Genomic DNA, 26,058 nt, shown 5'->3' with positions numbered 1-26,058 from the left:
TATAACTAGCGCTTAATGTTCTCAAAAATCAAAATGAATAATGAATTATTAGGCATATTTTATATGCTTTTATGCCAATTTTCTTTCGCAACTAATGATGCTTTTGTTAAGAATATTTATGAACACTACGATGAAATATTTGTTTTAAATCAAATTATTTTTATTAGAGGAATTTTTACATTGCTTTTTATTCTATTATTTCTTTATTTAAAGAAGCAACTAAATTTAGGTCTAATTTTTAGCTCTAAAGAATTAACAATTAGAGGTTTACTAGAGGCCTTTGCAGCATTATTTTTTTTTATTGGAGTTGCTTTATTGCCATTTGCTAAAGTTTATATTCTATTAAGTATGGCACCAATTTTACTTACAGCATTTGGTGCTATTTTTTTAAATGAAAGAGTTAGATGGAAGAGATGGAGTGCAGTCATCTTAGGCTTTATCGGTGTTGTTATTGTTATAAATCCTGGAAAATTAGAATTTGGATACTATTTTATTTTTCCAATACTAGCTGCAGTAATGCTTTCTATACGTGACATGTATACTAAACAATTTAAGAAAGATTATCATAGTCTACAAACTGCTTTCATGACTTGTTTTGTTGTTACAATTTTTTTTGGTCTTTTAAGTATTTATAAATTTTATGATTTTACTTTAAAAGATGTTTTTATATTATTTATTTCTGCTTTTTTTTTAGCAATGGGATATATTTTTTCAATAGCTACAATTAAAGTTGCACTTGTATCTGTTACATCAACTTTTAGATACTCAGTGATTATATGGGGTATAATTTATGGATATTTTTTATTTGATGAAATTCCATCTTCAAATAGCTATATTGGAGCATTCATAATAATAGTAAGTGGTTTAATTATAATCACTAGACAAAAACAAATTGGAGCTATTAAATAAAACAAATCTTGTTAATCAATTTTGCAAGATATATATTACAAATATGAAAAAAGTATTAATAATAATTTTTACCTTAATATCATTAAAAAGTTTTGCGGTTGATAACAGCACAACATTTAACAATGATATTTTTCAAAAAGCACAATTGGAGGGCAAGATTGTAGTTGTTAATTCTTGGAATGAATTTTGTACTACTTGTAAAGCTCAAATAAAAATATTAGATGAAGCTGAAAAAGAATTTAAGAACATTATTTTTTTAAGTTTTGAGCAAGAAAAAGATAAAGCTATAGCTAAACAACTTGGTATTGATTATTGGACTACAATTGTGATCTATCAAAACAACAAAGAAATCTACCGTAGCATCGGACAGACAAGCAAGGAAAAGATCTACTTAGCTATAAAATCTGCAAGCAACTCATAATAGCTTACAAAAAATACTCAATTTTTAATCATTTTATTATCTTGTAAATTCCTATTTTAGGAATAGATATGCGAACAATAGCCTTTGTTTAAGGTTAATTTACATTAAAAAATATGAAGAAAAAAACAACTAAGGATAATTACATCATTAGAACAAAGAAAAGAATTCTAAGAGATACAGCTGACTGTCAAAAAAAATATATTACAAATTTTAAAGATATTAGAAATTACTTTAAAATTTTCAATAAATCATTGTTCAAAAATGAATTAAACCCCTTTAATGACGTAAAGATTAAAAGAATAGTAAGAGGCTCAGGTCAATGTGTTGAATATATTTCATACAGAAAAGGGACAAATTTTTTTGTACTTGAGATGATGCCAAAGTATAAAAATAAAATGGAATTTCTAAATACTTTATCTCATGAAATGGTTCATTTGTGGCAACAAACGATAAAAAAAGATACTGGTAATCATAATAAATTATTTTTTAGTTTTCGAAATAAATTTAAAAGATTAAATTTGAAGTTGAGTTATTAATAATAATTTTATAATTCCAAACCCTCTTTTTTCCAATTTTTAAGCCCACCTATTAAATGAAAACAATTAGTAAATTGATAAGATTTAGATAGTTGAACAGCTAGTGTAGATCTGTGGCCATGAGCACAATAAAATAAAATTCTTTTATTCTTGAGCATATCTTTATTCTTATGAAGATATTCATTTATTTCTGGAAAGCGCACTACTAAACTATTTTTAATCATACCCTCTTTATCAATTTCATTTTGTTCTCTAAGATCAATTAGAACAGACCGTTCATCTTTTTTTATTTCATTAAATTTTTCAGGTTCAATACCATTGTTTACTTTTTGTTTATTAAAATTTATTCCTAATTCTAAATTACTGGGAACTGCCACATCCATCATACTAGGATTAGGTAAATTTAAATTATTCATAATTTCAATATATTGATCAGCAGAACTTACTTGCAGTCTTGGATTGAACTTTTTTTCTTCAATTATAGTGCTGACCATTTCTCCTTTATAATCATGAGCTGGATAAACCAATGTTTCGTCTGGAAGTTTTAAAAGCTTATTGAAAATTGAATTGTAAGAATCTCTTGGATTACCATTTTGAAAATCAGTTCTACCTGTGCCCCTAATTAATAAAGTATCACCAGTAAAGACTCTGTCATCCATTAAGAAGCTAAAACTTTCAATTGTGTGGCCAGGTGTGTAAATAGCTTGTAATTCCAAACCATCTATTTGAATTTTTTCTTCATCAGCTACCTGCATTGCAACAACATCAGCAGGAGTTTTGTCGCCCATTACGGTAACACAATTTGTTTTATCTCTTAGTTCTGCAATACCTGAGATATGGTCAGCATGGATGTGGGTATCGATTACTTTTACTAACTTTAAATTTAGTTCATTAAGAAGTTTAATGTATTGTTCAACATTTTCTAGTACAGGATCAATAATAAGTGCTTCCCTTCCTTTTGCGGAAGCAATCAGATACGTAAATGTGCTTGAGGTTTTATCAAATAGTTGTCTAAATAACATTAATCTATAATAGCATCTTATTAGAGCTAGTTGAATTTATTTCCCAGTACGAAATCTTAAATAAATTTTGTCTAGATAATAAAACAAAGATAAGGCCCTTAACACCATGAATAAACTTAAAGATATCCAGACACCCGTATTGCCCATTAACTTTGTTAAATATAAAGACATTAATAAATAAGAAAATACAGAAAAAACCATAGCATTTCGCAGTTCTTTTGTTTGTGATGCACCAATAAATATTCCATCAAACTGATAACAAAATGATGAAATTAAAGGCATAAATATAAGCCATATTGCATAAGATGAACTTAGATTTCTAATACTTTCAATATCAGACATTAATGTAATGACGTAATTGTTAATAAAAAAATAAATTATTGAAATAATTAATCCAGTAAGTGTACTTAAAATAAAAGAGTTTTTAACAATCTTTTTAAACAAGCTTAAATCTTTTTTACCCAAAGAATATCCAACCATACCTTCAGTTGAAAACGCGTAAGCATCAAGAATGAAAGCAGACAAAAAGACTAGGTTAATCAAGATGGCATTTGCAGCAATATAGTCTTCACCAATTTGACTGCCAAGATAAGTGAACCAAAAAAATGAAAAGGTCAACAATATAGTTCTAATAAATATGTTTAGATTAATGTTAAAAATATTTTTAAGTTTATTAAGATCTATTAATTTATTAATGTTAACATTAATTTTAGACATTTTATTTAGATACCAAAATGTATAACCTAGAAAAGTTGTAGATATTAAAAGTGCTGAAAATAAAGTCCCATAAGCAACCCCTTTGATATTTAAATCAAATACTGAAACTAAAATAATACTTAAAATTATATTTAGAATTGAAAAAAGACCAACGGCCAAACTCGAGGTTTTAGTCTTCTGTAATCCAACAAATAAACCAGTTATAATGTAAAGTGTTAATTCACCAGGTGCTGAATAAATTCTTATTTGAAAGTAATCCTGATAAAATTGCTTAGTTGTGTCTGATAAATTAAAAATACCTACACTTAGATTGAATATATGACTTTGTAATAAAATTAAGATCAATGAAATAAGTAAAACAAAAACTAAATTTCGAACAACAATATTAAATATTTCTGAGTAATCTCCTTGACCATAAGCTTGTGAAACTAAACCAACAGTTCCCATTCTTAAAAAACCGAAGCTCCAAAAAATCATCGAAAATAAATTAGCAGCCACTGAAGTTGCTGATAAATATGACAAGTTACCAAGATTACCCATTAAACCAGTATCAATAATGCCAACAAGTGGAATAGCTAAGTTTGCAAAAAAAATCGGTATAGATAACTTTAAAATATATTTAATTGAAGGGTTTTGCATTTAAGCAATAAATTTTAGTATAGATTTGGCAGGATTGGTTTTTTTAATCCAATCTTGAGGAATACCCTTTAAGCCTTTGTGAGCTGCAAAGTAAGCACCAACAAAATTAGCACGAGAACAATTACATCCACCGGCTTTAATTGTTTTAATAACCGCTGTTTTAAAATTTTTAGAAGTAATAATTGCATGTATTGAACCATTAAAAGTGCCTGGATAACTACATGCTTTACCAAATTTCTTTACAACAAAATTGTGAGGTTTTGACTTAATTCTTTTAACTTTTTTGATGTTTTCAATAACATTTTTAAAATATTTATTTTTTATATTTTTTCTTAAAAAACTATTAACTGGATCCCTGTCTCCTTTATCAGCTAAATCAATAATCTTAAGTTTTGCTAAAGCAAATCGCTCACTGATTTTGCCATTAGCAACTGTTCTTATAATTTGTTTTGTTTTTTGGTCAGAATTGTTTGAAAAATAAAAGGGTAGACTTGCACAATAACCATCTGACTCGTTAACTTTAGTCCCACCCGTGATTGTTTTTTTTAGTTTAATATTTTTGATAGTTTCTAAAATATTTTGATGGATCCATGGACCTTTCATGGCTGTTTTCCATTTAATCTTTTTATATTTTTTTCTTAAGGATAAATTTTTCCAATATCTTGAGCCTAGCCCAAAATTTTTGACAATGTTCTTCTTAAAAAGTTTAATGACTTCTTTGTGATTAGTAGTTTTTGTTAATGTTTTAAACATTACTTGACCTACATCGTTGTAACCAGAAACTTCTCCAGTTTTAATAGAATAGAATGGAGATCTATTTTGCCTAAAGAAGGCAATATTCTTTTTTCCATTAATATAAGATTTTAGTTTTTTTTCATCATAGACCCAATGCAAAGGTCGTGATGCTGCATCTGCAACAGTTGCGCCAAGAAATATATGTAACTTTTTAATCATGCCTAACTAATACGTTATTTAAATAAAAGTTAAAATGTTTTAAATTGAATGATGCTAAGGATTAAAAATTGGGACAACAAAACTTGGATTTCTTCTACAAAATATATTCAATCCTTTATTAATTTTTTATTAAAACAAAAGAAACTGACTAAACACTCAAAAATTCTAGATATTGGTTGTGGCCGGGGTAAGATAACGGGCTCATTGTCCTCTAAACTCAAATTAATAAACAAGCCCATTGGACTTGATATTGAAAATCACAAAGATTTTGACAAAAGAATTACTTTTAAAAAAACAAATGCAATTAAATACCTTAAAGATAATAAAAAGAAATTTGATTTAATATTAATTAAACAAACTATTCATTTTTTTAATTTGAAGGATATTAAGAAAGTCTTAACTTACTCATACTCTAGTTTAAAAGTTGGAGGAATTATTTTGATTTTAACTTTAGATACAAAAAATAATGAAATACCTACTTTTTTTTTAATGAAGCAAAAACTTAAGCAATCGTTTAAAAGAGATAATCTTATTTGGAAAAAACTACTTCAACTTGATATTAAAAAAAAGCTCACCAAATTTAATTTTAAGGTTAATATTAAAAAAAGCATTTACTTAAAGATGATAAAACAACGTTATATATCAACTTTATTAAAGTTTAGCTCATTTCAAATTTCCAATGGCATTAAGGAGGTTGATCTTAAATATAAAAAAAATATTTCATTTAACGATAAACTCAAATGTATAATATTTTCAAAAGTTTAAAGAATTCTCTTTAAAATATTTTCTTTTAAAAAAAATTTATGAAACAATACCGCTAAAATATGAAGACTTATTAATCCAATTAGAATGTAGTTTGCCAATATATGAATTGAATAAAACTGCTCAGAAAACTCATAATTATAAGTTAAATTAATTTCTTTAAAAAAAATAACTAAGCTTTCACCATTAAATAGTTTTTTTAAGATACCTGATATGGTTATTGTTAATAAAGCTAAGTATAAAAAAAAGTGGTTCAAATTTGCTAAAATTTTTTGACCAGGAAAAGCATTATCATTGAAATTTGGTGAAGGTGACAATAGTTTGAATGTCAGTCTTATCAGAGTTACATAAAAAATGATTAATCCAAATAATATATGATAATTTTCTATATCAATTCTAGTTTGATCAAAATCTAAATCTACCAAATAAAAGCCTAGTGGTATCTGAACTATTAATCCTGCGGCAGTTAGCCAATGGAATAATTTGCTGAGTAATCCATATTTTGATTTATTATTTAATAAAGACATGATTAAATTAAACATATTATGACAATAATTAAAAATACTTTATTTTTTATCTTTATATTATTTTATAGTTTTAATGCTTTTTCTGAACAAACAGTTGAAGAGATTATTAAAGAAAGAAAATCTATTTTTAGTAAAAATTACAAAACTGCCAAAAGAGTCCAAGGTCTTGCATCTAATGGAAATTTAGATGAAGCAAAAAAACTAATGATTGAAATGAGTGATAATTATACAAGATTATTAGATCTTTTTCCTGAAAACTCAAAAGTAGGATTTAAAACAGAAGCTTTGCCAGCTATTTGGGAAAATAAAGATGAATTTAATTTATTAATGACAAAGGCTTCAAGCAATATGATTGAGTTAACGTTTGCTATTGATGAAGCGGAAGATGTGAAAGCAACACTTGGAAAATATATGTGGAGTAGTTGTAAATCTTGTCACTCTAAATTTAGAGCCGAACATTAACATTTAGTTGTTTGTATTTAAAAATTTTAATATTGTTTAAATATAAATGTCTGCTTTATTACCAAAATCATCAAAAGTAGTTGTTATTGGAGGAGGGATTGCAGGTTGTTCGGTCGCCTACCATCTCGCAAAATACGGTTGGAAAGACACTATATTATTAGAAAGAGATCAGTTAACCTCAGGAACTACTTGGCATGCAGCAGGACTTGTGGGTCAATTAGGGGCATCAGCTACCATTACACGGCTTAGAAAATATTCCTTAAATCTTTATAAAGAATTAGAAAAAAAAACTGGATTATCAACTGGATTAAAGCAAAATGGAGCAATCACAATTGCAAGTACACCTGAAAGATTACAAGAATTATTAAGACAAGCAACAGCTGCACAATTATTTGATGTCAATGTTGACAGCGTTAATAAACAAAGAATAAAAGAACTCTATCCTGTTATAAATGATGATGACATTTTGGGTGGAGTGTATATGCCTGAAGATGGTCAGGCAGACCCTATAGGAGTTACCAATGTATTAGCTAAAGCTGCAAAGATGGAAGGGGCTCAAATATTTGAGAAAACTCCGGTTGAAAAAATATTAATTAAAGACAAAAAAATTGTTGGTGTTCAAACTAAATTTGGCAAAATTGATTGTGAATACGTTGTAATTGCAACTGGGATGTGGTCGAGACAAATTGGAGAGGATATTGGTGTAAGTATTCCATTATATCCAAATGAGCACTTTTATATAATCACAGAACCACTAGATAAATTGCCTAAAAACTTACCAGTTTTAAGAGACTATAATTCTTGTCTTTATTTAAAAGAAGATGCTGGGAAAATGTTAGTTGGAATATTTGAACCCAATGCAAAACCTGCTTTTAAGGATAAAGGGGTGGTGCCACAGGACTTTTCATTTGGGGAGTTTCCAGATGATTTTGATCACTTTGAACCTTATCTAGAAAAATCATTTCAAAGGTTACCCATATTAGAAACTGCTGGTATTAGGAAATTTTTTTCAGGACCTGAATCTTTTACACCTGATACACAATACCTTTTAGGAGAAACACCAGAAGTGAATAATCTTTTTACTTGTTGTGGATTTAATAGCATAGGCATAGCAAGCTCAGGGGGTGCGGGTAGAGTTACAGCTGAGTGGATGATTAATGGATATATGAATGAAGACTTATTTTCACTTGATATTAAAAGATTTCAAAAATTTCATTCATCTAAAAAATTTATTATGGAAAGAGTAACAGAAACGCTTGGTGACTTATATGGGATGCACTGGCCTTACAAACAGCATAACACTTCAAGAAATCAAAGACTAATACCGTATCATGAGGAATTAAAAAAAGAGGGAGCGTGCTTTGGTGTATCAGGTGAGTACGAAAGACCTATGTGGTACGCAAGAAATAAAGAAAGAGCAGAATACAAATATAGTTTTGACTATCAAAATTGGTATCCTGCAGTTGAATTTGAAACTAAAAATACAGTTACTAATGTTGGTCTGTTTGAGCTTTCTCCTTTTTCAAAATATGAAATAAAAGGAGAGCAAGTACATAGTGAATTGCAAAGAATATGTACAGCAAATATTAAAAACGAAATAGGAAGAGCAACTTACACACAAATGTTAAATGAGGCAGGAGGTATTGAAACTGATTTAACTGTTATTTGTATTGATAAAGATTGTTTTAGAATAATAAGTTCAGCTGCAACAAGAACTCATGATAAGGCACATATTTTAAAACATTTATCACCAACTTTAGAATTAAAAGATATTACAGATGAACTAGTTTGTCTTGGAGTTTTTGGACCGAAAAGTAGAAACTTAATTACAAAAATCTCAAAAGATGATTTTAGTAATAAAACATTTAAATTTGGTTATGGAAAATTTATAACAATTAATTCAAAAAAAGTTTGGGCTCAACGATTATCTTATGTGGGTGAATTAGGTTTTGAACTTTATATAGAAAATAAAGATGCTAAAGAAATTTATCAATTAATTGTTGAAGAAGGAAAAAATCATAATTTATCACATTGTGGTTCTCATGCAATGGATACCATGAGAATGGAAAGTGGATTTTTACATTGGGGGCATGATATTTCACCAGAAGAAAATCAATATCAAGCAGGATTGAATTTTGCTATTAGCTATAAAAAAAAAACCAGCTTTGTTGGTAAAGAAAGTTTATTGAAAATAAAAGATCAAGAACAATTCAGAAGATTTATTATGTTGTCCTTGAAAGATAGTAAGCCGGGTTATCCTTTATTACTTCATGAAGAGCCAATTTATTTAAAAGGTGAAATTATTGGTAGAACAACTTCAGGTAATTATTCTTTTAATTTTAAAAAAAACCTGTCCTTTGGATATGTAACCTCAGACCATACTAATGAAGAGCTTTCTAAAATGGATCTATATATTGAGGTTGCTAAACAAAAATACCCAGCCATGGTAGAGATTACTCCTCTTAAAGATAAAAGTTCTAGATTTTTATAATTTTAGTTGCTGGGTTAAATAATTGATGTTTTAATGACTTATGCAAAAGATTTATTTTCACGACAATAAACATATCAGTGAAAAAAATGATCAAAAAAAAGCTATTTCAGTTGAACAAATTAACCAAAAGAGAAGAGTTGATATCAATAAATTATTGAACAGAGTAAGAATGGACAAAAAAAATGAAAATAAAAGAAAAATTATTTTTTATAGTTCAGTAATTTTATCTTTAGGTCTTTTTTCAACTCTTTTAACAATCATAAAATAAATACACAGATCAAAAGTTGATTGATCTAAATTAAAAACCTATTATAAATCAGCAATAATTAAGTGGCGGGGTAGCTCAGTTGGTTAGAGCGCAGGACTCATAAGCCTGAGGTCAGTGGTTCGATCCCACTTCCCGCTACCATTTCATAATTTTATTTAATTTTCTAACATTCATTGAAACGTTTTTTGGAAATAATTTTTTACCAGATTTTTTTTTGACACTTTTATTAGTTTTTTTAGCAAATGAATAAATCGATTGAATTTTGCCACCAATATTTATTATTCCTATTTTATCTAAAATTTTAGGTATTATTTTTACAACCTCTTCATGGAAAATAAAGTTGGCCTTAATATCATGAAAAGCATATTTATGTAAAAAGGGTTTTTCACACATTGTAATTCTTAATATCAAAGAATTCTTGTACATTGTAACCGCACATTCACCACCAAGTTTTGACCATGCGTAATTGTTAACAGGTAAAACAGGATCGACTTCTTTATAATTGCCAATTTTTCCCTCATAAACATAGCCAGTTGAAAAATAAATAAGTTTAATTTTTAGTTCAGAGCAGACTTTTACTATATTGGCTGTACCTATTATGTTTAAATCAATACTTTTAGATATTTGCCTGTCATGAATATTCATTGGTCTTGATAAAGCCGCCGCATGAATTAAATATTTTGGCTTATTTTTTTTTAAATATTTATTTATAGAATTAATATTTAAGATATTTAATTCTTTTTTACTTGGATAAAGTATATCTAATTTTTTATTATCTCTCTTTAAGACTTGGGCAAATCTTCCCTCACCACCCGTGATAACTATTTTTTTTTTCATTAAATTAAATTTTTAAGATATTTTGAATAATTACAGTTACCATAAAATTTAATTGATTTACTAATTTCTTTTTTTCCTATCCATTTATTATTTAATGCAATTTCTTCAATGCAAGCAATTTTAAATCCTTGTCTATTTTCAATTGCCTGTACAAAAGCAATTGTTTTATAATAATCATCAATTGAACCTGTATCTAACCAGGCACCACCTCTTCCAATAAAATCAGCTGATAATTTATTATTCTTTTTATATCTTAATAAAAGGTCAATAATTTCAACTTCACCTCTTTTAGAGGGCTTTAGTTCTTTTGAATATTGTACAACTTTATTATCAAAAAAATATAGCCCTGTTATAGCGTTATTAGATATAAATTTTTTTGGCTTTTCTTTTAATTGTATAATTTTGTTGTTTTTATCTACTTTTGCAACACCAAATAACTCGGGCGTTTGAACGTTATGTAATAAAACTTTAGCACCGTTTTTAATTTTTGCACATTCTAGTAATTTTGCAGTTAGGTTCTGGCCATAAAAAAAATTATCCCCTAAAATCATTGCAACGTTATCTTTACCAATAAATTTTTTACCTAAAACAAAAGCATCAGGTAATCCCCTGGGTTTGTCTTGTTCTACATAAGTAATTTTAATTCCTAGATTGTTGCCATTAGGAATTAGTTTTTTATATTGATTTAACTGTCCTTTATTTACAATAATTAAAATGTCTTTAATTTTTGCCAACATTAGTATTGAGAGTGGATAAAAGATAAGAGGCTTGTCGTAAATTGGTAAAAGTTGTTTATTAACAGCTTTTGTAAGAGGACTCATTCTTGTTCCCATTCCTCCAGCTAAAATTATCCCTTTTTTAATCATTTTGTACCCAGTCTTTTAACAATATCCTTTTTAGATATAGATTTGTAGTAATTATTATTATGAAGGTACCACAAAAAAGTTTTCTTCAAACCTTTGTTAAAATTAACTTTTGTCTTCCATCTCAAAGTTTTTAATATTTTTTTACTATCAAGTGCATATCTTATGTCGTGACCAGGTCGATCCTTAACAAATTTGATCTTAACATTTGAACCAATTACATGATTTTGTTTAGCAATTTTTATTAAAGCTTTACAAATCTCAAGATTATTCAAATTTTTATTTGAACCTATATTATAAAATTCACCAATTTTACCTTTTTGAAAAACTTTTATTAATGCCTCACAATGATCTTCAACATATATCCACTCTCTTGAATTTTTTCCATTTCCATAAATGGGTAAACTTTTATTATTTAAAATATTATAAATTAATTTTGGTATAAGTTTTTCAGGGTGTTGCTTAGGTCCATAGTTATTTGAACAATTTGTGACCATAGCAGGAATACCATAGGTTCTAACATATGAACTTATAAGATGATCTGACGCTGCTTTGCTAGCGGCGTAGGGCGAACTAGGTCTATAAGGAAAGTTTTCATGAGATCGCCCCTTTAATATATCTCCATAAACTTCGTCAGTAGAAATATGAATTAACTTACTTTTTTTAAATAATTTCGAATATTTTCTAAATATTTCAAGTAGATTAAAAACACCAATAATATTGCTGTCAATAAAACTTTTAGGACCATCTATTGATCTATCAACATGAGTTTCTGCTGCTAAATTAAAAATACCAATGGGTTTATGTTTAAAAATAATTTTATTAAGTTTATTTTTGTTATTAAGATCGCATTTTATAAATTTATAATTCTTATTTTTTTGATACTCTTTTGTATTATAAAAATTTGATGAGTAGCTAACCTTATCTAGATTTATAACTTTATATTTTTTAAGGAGTAATAGCTCGATTAGATTACTACCTATAAACCCAAGTCCACCAGTTACTAAAATATTCTGCATGATTTTATTTATAATAAACGTTATAGTAAGTATATAATAATTTACTTCAACAATGACTTTAAGTTTAAATAACCTAACATTTATTATTGTTACATTTAAAAGTGATCATGTAATTCATGAATGTATCGAGTCTTTACCAAAAGAATCTAGTATAATTATTATTGAAAATTCTAATGATCTAAAACTTAAAGAAAAACTTGAGACAAAAAATTCAAAAATTAAAGTTATTGTTCAAGAAAACAAGGGTATGGGCGCTGCAAATAATATTGGAATTAAATTATGTAAAACAGATTACGCTTTTGTAATTAATCCTGATGTAAAATTTTATAAAAATACTATTGATGAATTAATTACTTTGTCATCAAAGCATAATGATTATGCAATCTTAGCACCAATATCTGATGATATTCAATATCCAAATTATAAGATTAAAAATAAGAAATTACAAAATAATGACTTAGAGTTTTTAAGTGTCGACTCTGTAGATGGATATGCAATGCTGATAAATAAAAATAAATTTCAAGATAATTTTTTTTTTGATGAGAATTTTTTTCTTTATTTAGAAAATGATGATTTGTGTTTAAGGAAAAAAAAAGAAAACAACAAAATATATATATCAAAAAAAGCAAAAATAAATCACCTTGGAGGAAAATCTCATTCACCTATTTATGAAAAGGAAATTGAATTTTCACGAAACTGGCATTGGATGTGGTCAAAATTTTATTTTAATAAAAAACATTTTGGTTATTTAAGAGCTTTTTTAACGAGCATTCCTACACTGACTACTTCTATAATTAAATTTTTTTATTATTTTGTAACTCTCAATAAATTTAAAAAAAAGATTTATATGATGAGATTTTTAGGACTTGCTAATTCTATGCTTGGCAAAAAATCTTGGTATAGACCACAAATTTAATACTAGTGACCAGGAAAATCAATTAAGTTTTCTATTTTGTATCCTCTTTTAACTAAATTATTAGATCCCCCTAAATCATAAAGATTAATTGCAAAAATAAATGCTGCAACATTACCTCCTGAAATTTCTATAAGTTTAGCAGCAGCTTCAGCAGTACCACCCGTTGCAATTAAATCATCTATTATCAGAACAGAGTCATCTTTGTTTATTGAGTCTTTGTGAACCTCAATTGTAGCAGTTCCATATTCAAGCTCGAAATCAATTGAATGAACATCAGCTGGTAATTTATTTTTTTTTCTAAGCATTATAAATGGTTTTTTTAAAATATAAGAAACTGCTGAAGCAAAAACAAAACCTCTAGACTCAATTGCAGCAATTTTATCAATTTTATATTTTTTTGATCTTTCTATTATCTGGTCAATACATTCTCTGAAAGCATTTTCATCTTTAATTAGAGTTGTAATATCTCTAAATAAAATTCCTTTTTTTGGATAATCAGGAATTGATCTAATAAAATCTTTTAAATTCATAATATTGATATATTTATATCTTTGATAAGAAAAATCTATGGACAAATTATTCGTTGCAGCGATAAAAGAAGAAACTGTTGGCTTAGACTATTTTAAGCACATAGGAGTTGGTAAAATTAATGCTACATACAATACTCTTAAGTTAATACAAATTTATAAGCCCAAGATTATTGTTAATTATGGAACTGCTGGTGCAATCAATACTAAATTAAAAGGGATTGTTGAATGCACAAAATTCTATCAAAGAGATATGGATGTTAGAGGTCTTGATTTTAAATTAGGCGAAACACCATTTGATAAAGTTAAAGAAATAATAATTTCTAACAGTGGCTATTCTTGTGGCACAGGAGATAGTTTTGTTAATCAAAAAATTGAAATGGAAGTTGATGTTGTTGATATGGAAGCTTATGCAATTGCTAAAGTTTGTATGTTGGAAAATATAGGATTTAAATGTTTTAAATATATATCAGATAATGCCGATGAAAATGCTAACAATGATTGGAACACTAATCTGGCATTAGGTGCTGAAACTTTTGCTAAAATGATTAATAAAAAATTTTAACTTTAATGATAAAAAAATTGCTGATATTTGCCATTATAGTCGTTGCTATGAGTGCAGTTCTGATACTAAGTAAGTAAAATATTAATAGATCAATCAATGCGTGTGTTGAGAAAAAAAAATATCTACTAATTTTGATATAGAAGAAGCAATAATTCTTTGTGAGAAGAAGTTAAATCTATAGTAATTGATTAAGTATTGAAAATTGTTCTTACACGTATATAAAACTTTTAAGTTTAATAATAACAAAAATTATAAGAGGAATAATTTTTATGACTAAAGTAGGTGAGCATATAACTTTAGACATTATTGGTACCACTCAAGAGTATGACCCCTCAGTCTACGAAAGTGTTATTCGTCAAATTGCAAAAGCTGCCGATGTTACAATTCTTGAGATTTCCAGATATAAATTTGAACCTCAGGGCTTTACAATTTTAGCTTTATTAGCAGAAAGCCATATTAGTTTTCATACCTTTCCTGAAAAAGGAATTATTAGTTTTGATTTTTTTACCTGTGGAAAAATTAGTCCTTCAATCGCTCTAGACATTGTTAAAAAAGAATTCAAACATAAAAGAATTGTTAAAAAAGAATTTAATAGAGACACGAAGTCTCTGTATCATGATATTTATAGCTCGCCTGGCTTACAAAAATCATATGTAGTGAATGAAGTTTTGGAAGATTTTAAATCAAAAGTTGGTCAACACATTGAAATATTAGATTTAGAACAATTTGGTAAGTCACTTTTCATAGATAACGAAATTCAAGTCGCAACTAATGATGAAGTTTTATATAGTTCAACGTTTGTTAATGCTGCTTTAAAATTAAACAAAAATTTAGGTACTGCTGCAATCATTGGCGGTGGTGATGGTGGTGTCGCTAGAGAATGTATCTCTCAAGGTTTTGATTTTATTGATTGGTATGAACTAGATCCAGAAGTGGTTGAAGTTTGCAATAAACATCTTGGAAGCATTAGTAATAAATCTACAGAAAAAAATTCAGTTAAATGCGTTTGGGGTGATGCATTTGAAAGTATAAAATCTGTCGAAGATGATAAATACGATAAAATTTTTGTTGATCTAAATGATGATCAGTTTTGCATAGATCTTGCAGCAAAAAATATGGATACTTTAATTAGAATATTAAAACCAAGTGGAGTGATAACTGCACAAGTTGGTAGCCAAGATAAAAAACCAGAGCAGGTTGAAAAATGGCTAGATGTATTCAATAAGAATTTTGGTAATACAACTTTGGATAGGGTTTATATTCCAAGTTTTGACTGTTCTTGGAACTTCTCATCATCAATTAATCACTAAAATTTTCTTTTTAAATTATTAAATTTGTGAAATAAATCCTACATAAATCTATGGAGAAAAAAATGAATATATTTAAAAAAACAATTTTAACTGTTCTTGCTTCTTTATTGTTAATTGGAAATGCTTATTCTGATACAATAAAAATTGGAACAGAAGGTGCTTACCCTCCTTGGAACTCTAAGGATGCATCAGGCAATCTTATTGGTTTTGAGGTTGAATTAGCTCAAGAACTTTGTGCAATTATGGAACGTGAATGTACAATTGTTGAGCAAGATTGGGATGGAATGATTCCAGCTTTATTAATGAGAAAGTTTGATGCGATCATGGCAGGAATGTCAATTACTGCTGAAAGACAAAAAACAATTACTTTTTCACAAGGTTATGCAGATGAAGTTGCAGCCCTTGCGGTAATGAAAGGTTCAAGTTTAGAGAGCATGGATACACCAGAAGGTATTAATTTAACTTTAGGTGGAAGTGCTGTTAAGAAAACTCTTAAGACTTTAACTGCTGCGCTTGCTGGAAAAACTGTGTGTACACAAACTGGAACTATTCACCAAAACTTTTTAGAATCTGGTGATGTGGGCAAAGTAAATGTTAGAACTTACAAAACTCAAGATGAAGTAAATTTAGACTTAACTTCTGGTAGATGTGATGTTGCATTAGCAGCAGCAGTTGCATTCACTGATTATGCGGATAAATCAGGAAAACCAGTAGTATTAGTTGGACCTACTTTTTCAGGTGGTGCTTTTGGTAATGGTGTTGGTGTTGGAATTAGACAAGGTGGAGATGATGCAATCGGTACAAGAGATGCAAAACTTCTTAAAGATTTCAACAAAGCAATTAACACTGCTAGAAAACAAGGAATCATCAGCAAATTAGCGATCAAGCATTTTGGCTTTGACGCTTCTATGTAAATAATATTTTGAAAAGGCGACTATTTATTTAGTCGCCCTTTCGATATGGATCTTTTATCATTCGGAAAAACAGGCTGGGGAGACGAGTTGTTTTATGCAACTCTAATGACAATAGCAGTAGCAGTTACTGCAATGTTAATTGGTTTTTTATTTTCATTAATTTTTACACCTCTCAAATTATCAAATAACAAAATTTTAAATTTTATTGGAAATATTTACACAACAGTAATAAGGGGAGTACCAGAATTACTTGTAATTTACCTTTTATTTTTTGGTGGTAGTGGAGCCATAATGTATGTTGCATCAATATTTGGCTACTATGAATATATAGAAATTAATGCATTTATTACTGGATCAGTTGCAATTGGTACTATTTCAGGGGCATACTCAACAGAGGTTTTTAGAGGTGCCATTCAATCAATTGATAAAGGTCAATTTGAAGCTTGTAGGGTTTTAGGTTTTAAAAAATATATTTATTTTCTGAAAGTAATTTTACCTCAAGTGTTAAGACTAGCCATTCCAAATTTAAGTAATGTTTGGCAAATTACTTTAAAAGACACATCATTAATATCAGTTACTGGTTTAGTAGAAATCATGAGACAATCTTATATTGCGGCAGGTTCAACAAGAGATCCATTATTCTTTTATTCTTTTGCTGCAGTTTTATATTTAATGTTAACCTTTATAAGTATGAAGTTAATCAATCGACTTGAAGTTAAATACAGTAGGGGCTTTTGATGGATTTAGATTTAATGCTTACTAGTCTACCAAAACTACTTAGCGCTGCTTTAGTTACTTTAAAATTGCTATCAATTTCATTAATTATTGGTTTATTTATTGGATTTATATTTGCAGTTTTAAGACTTAATAAAAATCCATTCATTAATAAGTTTGCTTATGGCTATTCTTATTTATTTAGAGGAACACCATTATTAGTTCAAATATTTATAATTTATTTTGGCCTTGGACAAATAGAGTGGCTTAGAGAAACTTTTCTCTGGGTTATATTAAAGGAACCTTATTGGTGTGCAATTATTGCATTCGCTTTAAATACAGGTGCTTATACTTCTGAAATATTAAGATCTGCTTTTGAGACAATAAAACCTGGAATAATAGAAGCGGGTAAAAGTCTTGGGATAACTAACAAAATAATTTTATATAAAATTCAAATTCCAATTGCAATAAGACAGTCGCTGCCAGCTTATGGAAATGAAATTATATTAATGATGAAAGGCACATCACTTGCAAGCACTGTAACCTTAATGGATATTACTGGTGTTGCTAAACACATTGTCTCAACAACTTATAAACCCTTGGAGGTGTTTTTTTTAGCGGGTGGAATTTATCTATTTATGACTTTTATCATTCATAACTTGATAAAGTATTTAGAAAAAAAATATAGCTTTCAATAAGATGTATATTCTTTAATTTCTTTTATTTTAGAGCCTGTATGATTATTCATCTCTAGCTTAATTTTTGCACGATCATCATTTAAAAAATGAACATCTCTTGAAAGTTTAATAAATTTTTCAGTAAAATCAGAATTTTTTTCACACAATCTTTTATCATCTTCAATTACCCATAATTTTGCATTTATATCTTTTAGTGATTTAAAAAGTGTATTGAGTTTTTCATCAGATTTAACATTGTTATCTAATTGATCTTTTAAAATACTGTGTTCAGTATTAATAAATTTTAGTTTTTCAGGATCTTTAATTTTTTCTTGTTTAATCTCTAAAATAGAAATTTTGTCTAAAAGTTCACCCACAGATACTTCAACTAGAATTTTATTCATAAAAATTTATACTATGTTAAGTTGTTAGAAATATGTCTAATATTTTAGTTATCAAACATGGTTCTTTAGGAGATATAGCCCAAGCATGTGGGGCAATTCAAGATATTTCTGAAAACCACCCACAAGATCAAATCCATATATTAACAACAAAACCTTATTTTGAATTATTTAAAAAAAACTCATTTATACATAATGTTATTTTAGACAAACGTAAATCAAGATTTAATTTAATTTATCTATATTTGTTAATGGGAAACTTGAAAAAGAAGAGTTTTAAAAAAGTTTATGATTTGCAAAACTCATCTAGAACAAAATTTTATAAAAATATTTTATTTCCAAAAGCAAATTTTAATATTTGGTCTAGTTCAGAGACTACCTTACCAAGTAATATTTCAAAAGAGGAGTTTGATAAAAATCCAGTTTTGAATAGATTTGATCATCAACTTAAAACTTCTGGAATTAAAACCGAACACACTATGAAACCAGACTTTAATTGGGCTGTAACTAATATTGATAATATTAAACAAGAATTTAATTTAGATAAATATATTGTTTTATTTCCTTTTTGTTCAGCTCATCTAGCTCATAAAAAATGGCCCCATTACAATGAGCTAATAGAGTTAATTAAAAATAAATATAAAGACCAAGTTAAAGTTATTGTTGCACCTGGACCATCTGAAATCGATGATGCAAAAAATATTAATGCTGTTTCAATTTTAGATAAAGGTAAAGCTATAGATATTTCTCAACTTGCAAGTTTGATTAAAGAAAGTTCATTTGTTGTTGCAAATGATACAGGTCCAGCTCATATCTCAGCCCATCTTGGTGTAAAAGGTTTGACCTTATTCGGTAAACACACAACAGCTTTTAAAGTTAGCATTGAAAGAGAAAATTTTAAAGCAATACAAGTGGATGATTTAGAAAAATTAAGTGCAAGCAAAGTGTTAGAAAAAATATTAATTTAATATTTTTTTATATTCTTCAATAATTGAACTCCATTTAAATTTAGTAGAATTTTCTTTGGCAGCTTTTCCATACTCATGGAATTTATTATTCTCTAACATCAAATTAATTGATGAATAAACTTCATCTAATTCATTGCCATCACAGATTAAACCCGTTTTTTCATGTTCAATTGCATCTGCCGCACCTCCATCTTTTCCTCCAAGAGAAGGCAATCCATATTGAGCCGCTTCAACATAGGCAATACCAAATCCTTCAACAGATTTTTTGTGAACAACTGAAGGCATGACAAAAATATCTGATTTAGCAACTAATGCATTTTTTAATTCATTAGAGATATCTTTAAAAAACATCACTTGAGGCTGAAGGCCGAGTTCTGCTACTAATTTTTTAATATTTTCCTCCTCATCTCCATAGCCTACACAAATATAGATAATACTAGGGTAGATTTGTTTTAAATTTCGAAGAGTCATGATTACTTTTTCATGATTTTTTCTTTTATCAAATCTTGATACAGTAATAAGTCTTGGTGATTTATGTTTTAATAAATTCTCCACTTTGTCTAAATTTTTTTTATCTAATTCTTCAACTGGATCAACACCAGGATTAATAACTATAATTTTATCTTGATTAACTCCCAATGAAATAGCTAAATTTTTAGTATACTCAGAATTTGCAACAATCGTTTCAATATTATTTAAAACTTGTAATACTCTTTTATTAAGAGAAGTGCCTTTTTCATGATTAATCTCTTTACCGTGGATCAAACAAATCTTTTTTTTATTTGTTTTAAGATGTTCTAGACTTTTCCAATGATCAGCAATTATACCATCAACCTTATTTTCTCTAATAAATTCATTAATAAGCTGAGCTTTTCTAAATTTTCTAAGAAGTTTTATGCCACCTACACGCTCTATTGAAAAAGATACCTCTTCATCAAAAAAATTGTGATTTTCATAAAAATCAGCAAAAACTTTTATCATGTGATGTTTTGAAAGTTCATTTGCTAAACCCCACATTAAGTTTTGCATGCCTCCCACCTCTGGAGGAAATGTTTTTGTAACAATTAAATACATTAACTATCCAACCATTTAATACCACAACCTATACTTGGAATTTGTTTTTCTGGACCTTTGCCTGTTTCAGCTATTTGTTTCATTGCTACAAATAAATCACTATCACCAGCTCTTACTGGTTTTAAATTTTCTAACTCTCTTATTCTACCTCTATATTGTAATTCTAGGTTATGGTTAAATCCAAAAAAGTCAGGGGTACAAACAGCATCATAACTTTTTGCAACTTTTTGAGTTTCATCAAAAAGATATGGAAAATTAAATTGATGTATCTTTGCAAATTCAATCATATTTTCAAAACTATCTTCAGGGTAATTAATCGTGTCATTAGCAGAAATAGCTACTGATTTTATTCCAAGTTTTTCTAATTTTTTACAGTCATCAACAATGTCTTTAATGATAGCCTTTACATAGGGGCAGTGGTTACAAATAAACATTATTAAGGTCCCAGCATCACCCTTAATATCACTTAAAGAAATAAGCTTATGGTCGGTAGACTTTAGTTTAAAATCTTTAGCGTTTGTTCCAAAATCACATATTGGTGTTTTTAGTGGAGGCATGATAAACATTATATAGTTATGTTTTACGATTTGGAAAATAAAAAAATTAAAAATGTAGGTGAAAATTGGGTAGCTCCAAATGCAACTATAATAGGTGATGTTACTTTAGAAAAAAATACCAGTATTTGGTTTAATGCAACTTTAAGAGGGGATATTGAAAACATTTATGTTGGTGAAGGATCAAATATTCAAGATGGAAGCGTACTTCATACTGATCCAGGTTTTCCTTTAAAAATAGGTAAAGATGTAACTATCGGTCACCTAGTAATGTTGCATGGCTGTATAATTGAAGACAATTCTTTAATTGGAATTGGTGCTGTCATTTTAAATGGTGCAAAAATTGGGAAAAATTGCATCATAGGAGCCAATGCATTGATCACAGAAAATAAAATTATCCCAGACAATTCTTTAGTTGTTGGATCTCCTGGTAAAATTGTAAGACAAGTTTCAAAAGAAGAGACAAAATTAATTACTGAAAACGCTATTCATTACCAAGATAATTGGAAAAAATATTCTAAATCAGTTTTTTAAGGAATTAACCAGGTATCCTTGTTATTTTCTAAATCAAATCTAGCTCTACGGTGACCCTTAGCTGCTAAGTAAAGCCATTCCATACTTTTAATTTTACATTGAATAACAGTAAAGTTTTTATAACCCACCTCACTTTGCTCCATTGTAAATTCAAAATTATCCAGTTCAGGCTTTAGTCCTGAAGTAGGGGTTTCAGATAATGTTCCTGGTCCGTTATCAACTAAATAACATTTTCTACTCATGTGTCCTGTTTTTAACCAAGACTGTTTTGTAATATCATTTTCATGATTAATGGTGCATTCAACTTTAAGTCTAACTTGTATCTTATCATCCTTGTCATAAAACAGCATTGCTGCATTCTTGTTTGCTTTTAATTTAGCAATTTTATCTGATCTGATATCGCTATGGTATTGGATAATATTATTTTCTCTATCTGATTTTCTAAGGACTACAATTCTTCCATCAAAGTCATCTTGACCACCACAAATAAATACAGGAATTCTAAAAGGAGACCCTCTATCTTTGATAGCATTATCCAGCATGGACCAGATTTTATTTTTGATCTCTTCAAAATCTTCGTAGTACGCTGGTTGCATACGAGATTATTTGCTTAGTCTTCTAATCAAACTAGAAGTATCCCAACGGTTTCCACCCATCTCTTGAACTTCACCGTAATATTTATCAACGATTTCAGTTACAGGAAGTAATGAACCATTATTTTTAGCTTCATCCATTGCAATTTTTAAATCTTTTCTCATCCAATCAACTGCAAAACCAAATTCAAACTGATCATCAATCATCGTTTTGTATCTGTTTTCCATTTGCCAAGATTGAGCAGCACCTTTAGATATAACTTCAATTACATCTTCCATATTCAAGCCTGCTTTTTTTCCAAAGTTAATTGCTTCTGATAAACCTTGAACAAGACCTGCAATACAAATTTGGTTAACCATTTTTGCTAATTGACCATTACCAGCACCACCTAATAATTTCATCTTTTTGCTGTAACAATCAATAATGTCTTTTGCTTTATCAAAGTTTGCTTGGTCTCCACCAATCATAACAGTTAGAGCACCATTTTCAGCACCAGCTTGTCCACCTGATACCGGTGCATCTAAGAAACCAAATTCACTTTTTAATGAATGCTCATAAATTTCTCTAGCAATCGTTGCAGAAGCGGTTGTGTTATCAATGTAAACTGAGCCTTTTTTAATTGTTTTAAAGATACCGTTGTCACCGAAAGTTACTTCTCGTAAATCATTATCATTACCAACACAGGTAAATATAAAATCTGCACCTTCTGCAGCTTTTGCAGGAGTATCTGCTTTTAACCCTTTATATTCAGCAACCCATTTATCAGCTTTTGCAGCAGTTCTATTATAAACAGTTACATTGTGACCTGCTTTTGATATATATCCTGCCATTGGATAACCCATGACACCTAAACCTATAAATGCAACATTGCTCATAATTTCTATTTCCTATGTTTAAAAGTTTGAATTTTAAAGTAATTTTATTTGGATTTATATTTACATTTTTTTCAAGCTTTGGACAGAGTTTTTTTCTAGGACTGTTTAATTCAAGCATAAGAGACGCGCTTTCTATCACGCATGGTCAGTTTGGATCAATTTATGCATCTGCTACTTTGTTAAGTAGTTTTACACTTGTTTGGGTTGGTAAAAAAATTGATGATTTTAATATTTTAAAATTTGCATCTTATGTTATTGCGTTACTAGCGATCTCTTGTTTTTTATTTTCTAAAATTTCATCAGTCGCTTTCCTATTTTTATCAATTTTCTTAATGAGGTTATCAGGTCAAGGACTAATGTCTCACACTGCAACCACAACAATATCAAGATTTTTTGAAAAGACTAGGGGACGCGCACTAAGCACAACTTGGCTTGGTTTATCGTTAGCTGAATTTATTTTACCCTTATTAATTATTTTTTTATTAACTTTTATTGATTGGAGAAATATTTGGATAGCTATTTCAATTTCAGTTATTATCATTTTACCTATTGTCATCATTACATTAGTTAAAAATGTTAAATTAGATTCAAGAGAAACATCTAGTGCCATAAATATTAAAACTAAAGATATAAAACAATGGACGAGAGGTGAAGTTTTAAAAGATTATCGCTTTTATATTATATGTTTAAGCATGTTAGCGATGCCTTGGATTGCAACGGGTACATTTGTTTATCAATCTTTTATAGTGTCATCTAAAGGTTGGGGACCTTATGTTATTGCCCAATCCTTTATGGTGTATTCAATTTTATCAGTGATTACTTTATTTTTAACAGGCTTTTTAATTGACAAGTTTAGTAGTCGAAAATTGATAATTTATATGAACATTCCTTTATTGGTCTCAACGTTTGTGCTTTATTATTTTAACTCACCAATTTCATCATTTGTATTTTTAGGTTTAATTGGAATTTCAAATGGACTAGCAAATGTTCTAGGTTCAGCTACATGGGCTGAAATTTATGGTGTAAAATACATTGGTTCAATTAAAGCCCTAACGACCGCTTTAATGGTATTTTCAACAGCCTTTGGAACAGCACTTTTTGGAATACTTATAGATGATGGATTTTCTATAGAACAAATTGCTCTAGTTTCAGGATCTTATATTTTAATAGCTATATCACTGCTATTTCTCATTAAGAGTAAGCTTAATCCTCAATCTTTACAAAATTAACCTTGATTTTTTTTTAAGCACTGTATAGATACTGCGCATGGCTAGAGTAACTGTAGAAGATTGCATAGATAAAGTAGAAAGTCCTTACGAATTAGTATTAGTTGCTAAAGAAAGAGCCGTTCAATTAAATTCAGGATTAGAACCTACTCTAGATAGAGATAATGACAAAAATACAGTTATATCTTTAAGAGAAATTGCAGAAGGCACTATTCAAGTTTCAGATTTAACTGACAGTGCTGTTCATAAACTTAGAAAACATGTTGAGCAAGTTGACGATGGTACCGATGATGATGAAATTATTGGTGATGATTTTGAAAGTATGTACAAAGGTGAAATTTCTAAAAGTGGAACTCCTATTTTACCATCTAAAAGAGCTAGAAAAATTCCTGAAAAAATTCAAGTATCCTCTGATGATTTAGAAGAATTAACTGCAAAGGCAGACCCAGAAGTTGATGTTGATGCTGAGTTAGAAGCGGGAGACGAGGAGACAGCAGTTTCTTTAGATCAACTAGCTGAAAGTGAAACTACAGAAGATAGCTCAGAAGAAACTGAACCTAACAGTTAATTACTAAATTCCTTTAAGATTTTTTCTCTGTGTTCATCAAGATCAGGAATATCTCCACGTGTTTTTTCATCTTTATAGTTAGACATTTTAATTGGATTACCTGCTAGTTTAAAATCACCAATAACTTTATGATGAGCTTTAACAATCATATTCCGAGCTTCAATTTGAGGATTTTCAACAGCTTCTTTAATATTAAAGATAGGACCACATGGTATTTTTTCTTTTTCCATTTTACTAACCCAATCACTTGTATTTTTCGAACCAAGTTTGTCTTCAAGTATTTTTTTAAGAACTTCCATATTTTGAGATCTTAAAGAGTTAGTATTAAATTTTGGATCGTGAGCAATTTCAGAAATATCTAAAACATTACATAGTTTTTCAAATAATTTTTCATTGCCTGCAGCAATTATGATGTAACTATCTTTTGTTTTAAATGCTTCAAACGGTGCAATCGAAGGGTGACGTGATCCCATAGGTTTTGGTATTTCATCTTTTGCAAGATACCTTGCAATAGCATTTTCTAAAATTGCAATTTGACAATCTAACATTGAAACATCAATAAAAGTTCCCTTACCAGTTTTTTCTCTATCATAAAGGGCTGCATTAATTCCAACGGTTGTAAATAAGCCCGCAGTAATATCTCCAATAGATGTACCAACTCTTGTTGGTTCAGAGTTTGGTTGACCTGTTACACTCATTAAGCCACCCATCCCTTGAACAACCATATCATAAGCAGGTAATTCTTTTAACGGACCTGTTTGTCCAAAGCCTGATGCCGATGCATAAATTAGTCTTGGATATTTTTTACAAACATCTTTCCAGCCATAGCCCCATTTTTCTAAAGTACCTGGTTTAAAATTTTCAACTAAAATATCTGCTTTAGCTAAAATTTTATCAAATATTTTTTTATCATCTTCATTTTTTAAATTAAGAGCGATACTTTCTTTCCCTCTATTTAGTGACATAAAGTATGCTGAATAGTCTTCAATAAAGGGTCCAAATTTTCTAGAGTCATCACCAACTTCTGGTGCCTCAATCTTTATTACGCGTGCACCCAGATCTGAAAGCATCATCGTGCAATAAGGACCAACTAGTACTCTAGTTAGGTCAAGAACAAGTAAGTTTTTTAAAGGACCATCCATATTTTGTACTGTAATTATGTAGTCTTGACTCTTATCAATATCTCTAATTAAATACATCACTTAATTAATAAT

31 protein-coding genes and 1 tRNA gene are annotated in these 26,058 nt (G+C 28.7%); 18 read left to right on the top strand and 14 right to left on the bottom strand.

Features of this window, described 5'->3' with window-relative positions:
• Positions 1 to 15 precede the first annotated feature (15 nt).
• The 3 genes from AC5SL1_RS04140 to AC5SL1_RS04130 all read left to right on the top strand — a co-directional run bounded on the left by AC5SL1_RS04140 (position 16) and on the right by AC5SL1_RS04130 (position 1,866).
• The gene (locus AC5SL1_RS04140; protein ID WP_271517060.1) at positions 16 to 909 is read left to right on the top strand and encodes a DMT family transporter; all 894 of its coding nucleotides are present in this window, start codon (positions 16 to 18) and stop codon (positions 907 to 909) included.
• Positions 910 to 952: 43 nt separating this feature from the next.
• Entirely contained in the window at positions 953 to 1,330 is a 378-nt protein-coding gene (locus tag AC5SL1_RS04135) for a thioredoxin family protein (RefSeq protein WP_271517062.1), read from the top strand.
• Between the two features lie 113 nt (positions 1,331 to 1,443).
• A complete protein-coding gene (locus AC5SL1_RS04130; RefSeq protein ID WP_494579142.1) occupies positions 1,444 to 1,866 on the top strand; it encodes a SprT-like family protein in 423 nt (140 codons plus the stop codon).
• Positions 1,867 to 1,874: 8 nt separating this feature from the next.
• Here AC5SL1_RS04130 and AC5SL1_RS04125 read toward each other — a convergent pair whose 3' ends face one another.
• The 3 genes from AC5SL1_RS04125 to AC5SL1_RS04115 are packed head-to-tail and all read right to left on the bottom strand — an operon-like array spanning position 1,875 to position 5,198.
• Positions 1,875 to 2,888, bottom strand: a complete 1,014-nt coding sequence (locus tag AC5SL1_RS04125; protein ID WP_494599232.1) for an MBL fold metallo-hydrolase — start codon at positions 2,886 to 2,888, stop codon at positions 1,875 to 1,877.
• Between the two features lie 36 nt (positions 2,889 to 2,924).
• Complete coding sequence (locus AC5SL1_RS04120) at positions 2,925 to 4,244, bottom strand: MATE family efflux transporter (protein ID WP_494599231.1); 1,320 nt, start codon at positions 4,242 to 4,244, stop codon at positions 2,925 to 2,927.
• Positions 4,245 to 5,198, bottom strand: coding sequence for an ADP-ribosylglycohydrolase family protein (locus AC5SL1_RS04115; protein WP_494579137.1), 954 nt, complete (start codon positions 5,196 to 5,198; stop codon positions 4,245 to 4,247).
• Between the two features lie 48 nt (positions 5,199 to 5,246).
• Between AC5SL1_RS04115 and AC5SL1_RS04110 the strand changes: the two genes are divergently transcribed.
• Positions 5,247 to 5,963: a class I SAM-dependent methyltransferase gene (locus tag AC5SL1_RS04110; protein ID WP_494579136.1), complete on the top strand. Its 717-nt coding sequence runs from the start codon at positions 5,247 to 5,249 to the stop codon at positions 5,961 to 5,963.
• Here the strand turns inward: AC5SL1_RS04110 and AC5SL1_RS04105 are convergent.
• A complete protein-coding gene (locus AC5SL1_RS04105; RefSeq protein WP_494599230.1) occupies positions 5,960 to 6,502 on the bottom strand; it encodes a cytochrome b in 543 nt (180 codons plus the stop codon). The genes AC5SL1_RS04110 and AC5SL1_RS04105 overlap by 4 nt on opposite strands.
• A gap of 3 nt (positions 6,503 to 6,505) precedes the next feature.
• Between AC5SL1_RS04105 and AC5SL1_RS04100 the strand changes: the two genes are divergently transcribed.
• The 4 genes from AC5SL1_RS04100 (at position 6,506) to AC5SL1_RS04085 (ending at position 9,849) form a co-directional block, all read left to right on the top strand.
• Complete coding sequence (locus AC5SL1_RS04100; protein WP_494599229.1) at positions 6,506 to 6,949, top strand: cytochrome c; 444 nt, start codon at positions 6,506 to 6,508, stop codon at positions 6,947 to 6,949.
• 46 nt (positions 6,950 to 6,995) lie between these two features.
• Positions 6,996 to 9,440 carry a GcvT family protein gene (locus tag AC5SL1_RS04095; RefSeq protein WP_494599228.1) on the top strand — a complete coding sequence of 815 codons (2,445 nt, stop codon included), beginning with the start codon at positions 6,996 to 6,998 and terminating at the stop codon, positions 9,438 to 9,440.
• Positions 9,441 to 9,480: 40 nt separating this feature from the next.
• Positions 9,481 to 9,708, top strand: a complete 228-nt coding sequence (locus AC5SL1_RS04090) for a hypothetical protein (protein WP_494599227.1) — start codon at positions 9,481 to 9,483, stop codon at positions 9,706 to 9,708.
• A gap of 64 nt (positions 9,709 to 9,772) precedes the next feature.
• A tRNA-Met gene (locus AC5SL1_RS04085) sits at positions 9,773 to 9,849 on the top strand.
• On the opposite strand, the gene AC5SL1_RS04080 is transcribed toward AC5SL1_RS04085, so the two are convergent.
• Genes AC5SL1_RS04080 through rfbB form a run of 3 tightly spaced genes read right to left on the bottom strand, consistent with a single transcriptional unit; the run spans position 9,844 to position 12,427 of the window.
• Complete coding sequence (locus AC5SL1_RS04080; RefSeq protein ID WP_494599226.1) at positions 9,844 to 10,545, bottom strand: sugar nucleotide-binding protein; 702 nt, start codon at positions 10,543 to 10,545, stop codon at positions 9,844 to 9,846. The two genes, AC5SL1_RS04085 and AC5SL1_RS04080, sit on opposite strands and share 6 nt — an antisense overlap.
• Entirely contained in the window at positions 10,545 to 11,411 is an 867-nt protein-coding gene (locus tag AC5SL1_RS04075) for a sugar nucleotidyltransferase (RefSeq protein WP_494599225.1), read from the bottom strand. The genes AC5SL1_RS04080 and AC5SL1_RS04075 overlap by 1 nt, the downstream gene beginning before the upstream one ends.
• Complete coding sequence (rfbB, locus tag AC5SL1_RS04070; protein ID WP_494599224.1) at positions 11,408 to 12,427, bottom strand: dTDP-glucose 4,6-dehydratase; 1,020 nt, start codon at positions 12,425 to 12,427, stop codon at positions 11,408 to 11,410. The genes AC5SL1_RS04075 and rfbB overlap by 4 nt, the downstream gene beginning before the upstream one ends.
• 52 nt (positions 12,428 to 12,479) lie before the next feature.
• Between rfbB and AC5SL1_RS04065 the strand changes: the two genes are divergently transcribed.
• Positions 12,480 to 13,343, top strand: coding sequence for a glycosyltransferase (locus tag AC5SL1_RS04065; protein ID WP_494599223.1), 864 nt, complete (start codon positions 12,480 to 12,482; stop codon positions 13,341 to 13,343).
• Between the two features lie 2 nt (positions 13,344 to 13,345).
• Here AC5SL1_RS04065 and AC5SL1_RS04060 read toward each other — a convergent pair whose 3' ends face one another.
• Positions 13,346 to 13,873, bottom strand: a complete 528-nt coding sequence (locus AC5SL1_RS04060; protein ID WP_494599222.1) for an adenine phosphoribosyltransferase — start codon at positions 13,871 to 13,873, stop codon at positions 13,346 to 13,348.
• A gap of 37 nt (positions 13,874 to 13,910) precedes the next feature.
• On the opposite strand from AC5SL1_RS04060, the gene AC5SL1_RS04055 reads away from it, so the two are divergent.
• The 5 genes from AC5SL1_RS04055 to AC5SL1_RS04035 all read left to right on the top strand — a co-directional run bounded on the left by AC5SL1_RS04055 (position 13,911) and on the right by AC5SL1_RS04035 (position 18,071).
• Positions 13,911 to 14,435: a 5'-methylthioadenosine/S-adenosylhomocysteine nucleosidase gene (locus AC5SL1_RS04055; RefSeq protein ID WP_494599221.1), complete on the top strand. Its 525-nt coding sequence runs from the start codon at positions 13,911 to 13,913 to the stop codon at positions 14,433 to 14,435.
• A 269-nt stretch (positions 14,436 to 14,704) separates the two neighbouring features.
• A complete protein-coding gene (gene speD, locus AC5SL1_RS04050; RefSeq protein WP_494599220.1) occupies positions 14,705 to 15,745 on the top strand; it encodes an adenosylmethionine decarboxylase in 1,041 nt (346 codons plus the stop codon).
• A 62-nt stretch (positions 15,746 to 15,807) separates the two neighbouring features.
• On the top strand, positions 15,808 to 16,659 hold the full coding sequence (locus tag AC5SL1_RS04045) for a transporter substrate-binding domain-containing protein (RefSeq protein WP_494586870.1): 852 nt from the start codon (positions 15,808 to 15,810) through the stop codon (positions 16,657 to 16,659).
• A gap of 45 nt (positions 16,660 to 16,704) precedes the next feature.
• On the top strand, positions 16,705 to 17,397 hold the full coding sequence (locus AC5SL1_RS04040; RefSeq protein ID WP_494599219.1) for an ABC transporter permease: 693 nt from the start codon (positions 16,705 to 16,707) through the stop codon (positions 17,395 to 17,397).
• Positions 17,397 to 18,071, top strand: a complete 675-nt coding sequence (locus AC5SL1_RS04035) for an ABC transporter permease (protein WP_494599218.1) — start codon at positions 17,397 to 17,399, stop codon at positions 18,069 to 18,071. Before AC5SL1_RS04040 ends, AC5SL1_RS04035 begins: the two co-directional genes overlap by 1 nt.
• On the opposite strand, the gene AC5SL1_RS04030 is transcribed toward AC5SL1_RS04035, so the two are convergent.
• Positions 18,065 to 18,454: a DUF6165 family protein gene (locus tag AC5SL1_RS04030; RefSeq protein WP_494599217.1), complete on the bottom strand. Its 390-nt coding sequence runs from the start codon at positions 18,452 to 18,454 to the stop codon at positions 18,065 to 18,067. The two genes, AC5SL1_RS04035 and AC5SL1_RS04030, sit on opposite strands and share 7 nt — an antisense overlap.
• 32 nt (positions 18,455 to 18,486) lie before the next feature.
• Here AC5SL1_RS04030 and AC5SL1_RS04025 point away from each other — a divergent pair, with 32 nt between their 5' ends.
• Positions 18,487 to 19,419, top strand: coding sequence for a glycosyltransferase family 9 protein (locus tag AC5SL1_RS04025; protein ID WP_494599216.1), 933 nt, complete (start codon positions 18,487 to 18,489; stop codon positions 19,417 to 19,419).
• Here the strand turns inward: AC5SL1_RS04025 and AC5SL1_RS04020 are convergent.
• Positions 19,411 to 20,493 carry a glycosyltransferase family 4 protein gene (locus AC5SL1_RS04020; protein ID WP_494599215.1) on the bottom strand — a complete coding sequence of 361 codons (1,083 nt, stop codon included), beginning with the start codon at positions 20,491 to 20,493 and terminating at the stop codon, positions 19,411 to 19,413. The genes AC5SL1_RS04025 and AC5SL1_RS04020 overlap by 9 nt on opposite strands.
• Complete coding sequence (locus AC5SL1_RS04015; RefSeq protein ID WP_494599214.1) at positions 20,493 to 21,050, bottom strand: thioredoxin family protein; 558 nt, start codon at positions 21,048 to 21,050, stop codon at positions 20,493 to 20,495. Before AC5SL1_RS04015 ends, AC5SL1_RS04020 begins: the two co-directional genes overlap by 1 nt.
• 18 nt (positions 21,051 to 21,068) lie before the next feature.
• Here AC5SL1_RS04015 and AC5SL1_RS04010 point away from each other — a divergent pair, with 18 nt between their 5' ends.
• A complete protein-coding gene (locus AC5SL1_RS04010) occupies positions 21,069 to 21,581 on the top strand; it encodes a gamma carbonic anhydrase family protein (protein ID WP_494599213.1) in 513 nt (170 codons plus the stop codon).
• Here AC5SL1_RS04010 and AC5SL1_RS04005 read toward each other — a convergent pair.
• Together AC5SL1_RS04005 and AC5SL1_RS04000 are read right to left on the bottom strand one after the other, a co-directional pair.
• Positions 21,578 to 22,177, bottom strand: a complete 600-nt coding sequence (locus AC5SL1_RS04005) for a flavin-binding protein (RefSeq protein WP_494599212.1) — start codon at positions 22,175 to 22,177, stop codon at positions 21,578 to 21,580. The two genes, AC5SL1_RS04010 and AC5SL1_RS04005, sit on opposite strands and share 4 nt — an antisense overlap.
• A 6-nt stretch (positions 22,178 to 22,183) precedes the next feature.
• A complete protein-coding gene (locus AC5SL1_RS04000; RefSeq protein ID WP_494599211.1) occupies positions 22,184 to 23,050 on the bottom strand; it encodes an NAD(P)-dependent oxidoreductase in 867 nt (288 codons plus the stop codon).
• A 14-nt stretch (positions 23,051 to 23,064) separates the two neighbouring features.
• On the opposite strand from AC5SL1_RS04000, the gene AC5SL1_RS03995 reads away from it, so the two are divergent.
• A complete protein-coding gene (locus AC5SL1_RS03995; RefSeq protein ID WP_494599210.1) occupies positions 23,065 to 24,279 on the top strand; it encodes an MFS transporter in 1,215 nt (404 codons plus the stop codon).
• Between the two features lie 37 nt (positions 24,280 to 24,316).
• Positions 24,317 to 24,844 carry a DNA-directed RNA polymerase subunit omega gene (gene rpoZ, locus AC5SL1_RS03990; RefSeq protein WP_494599209.1) on the top strand — a complete coding sequence of 176 codons (528 nt, stop codon included), beginning with the start codon at positions 24,317 to 24,319 and terminating at the stop codon, positions 24,842 to 24,844.
• On the opposite strand, the gene AC5SL1_RS03985 is transcribed toward rpoZ, so the two are convergent.
• Positions 24,841 to 25,986, bottom strand: coding sequence for a CaiB/BaiF CoA transferase family protein (locus AC5SL1_RS03985; protein ID WP_494600292.1), 1,146 nt, complete (start codon positions 25,984 to 25,986; stop codon positions 24,841 to 24,843). The genes rpoZ and AC5SL1_RS03985 overlap by 4 nt on opposite strands.
• Positions 25,987 to 26,058: the final 72 nt, after the last annotated feature.

It is taken from the genome of Candidatus Pelagibacter sp. PS_10_02 (genome assembly GCF_059418005.1).
This window is presented reverse-complemented; position numbering and strand designations above follow the sequence as displayed.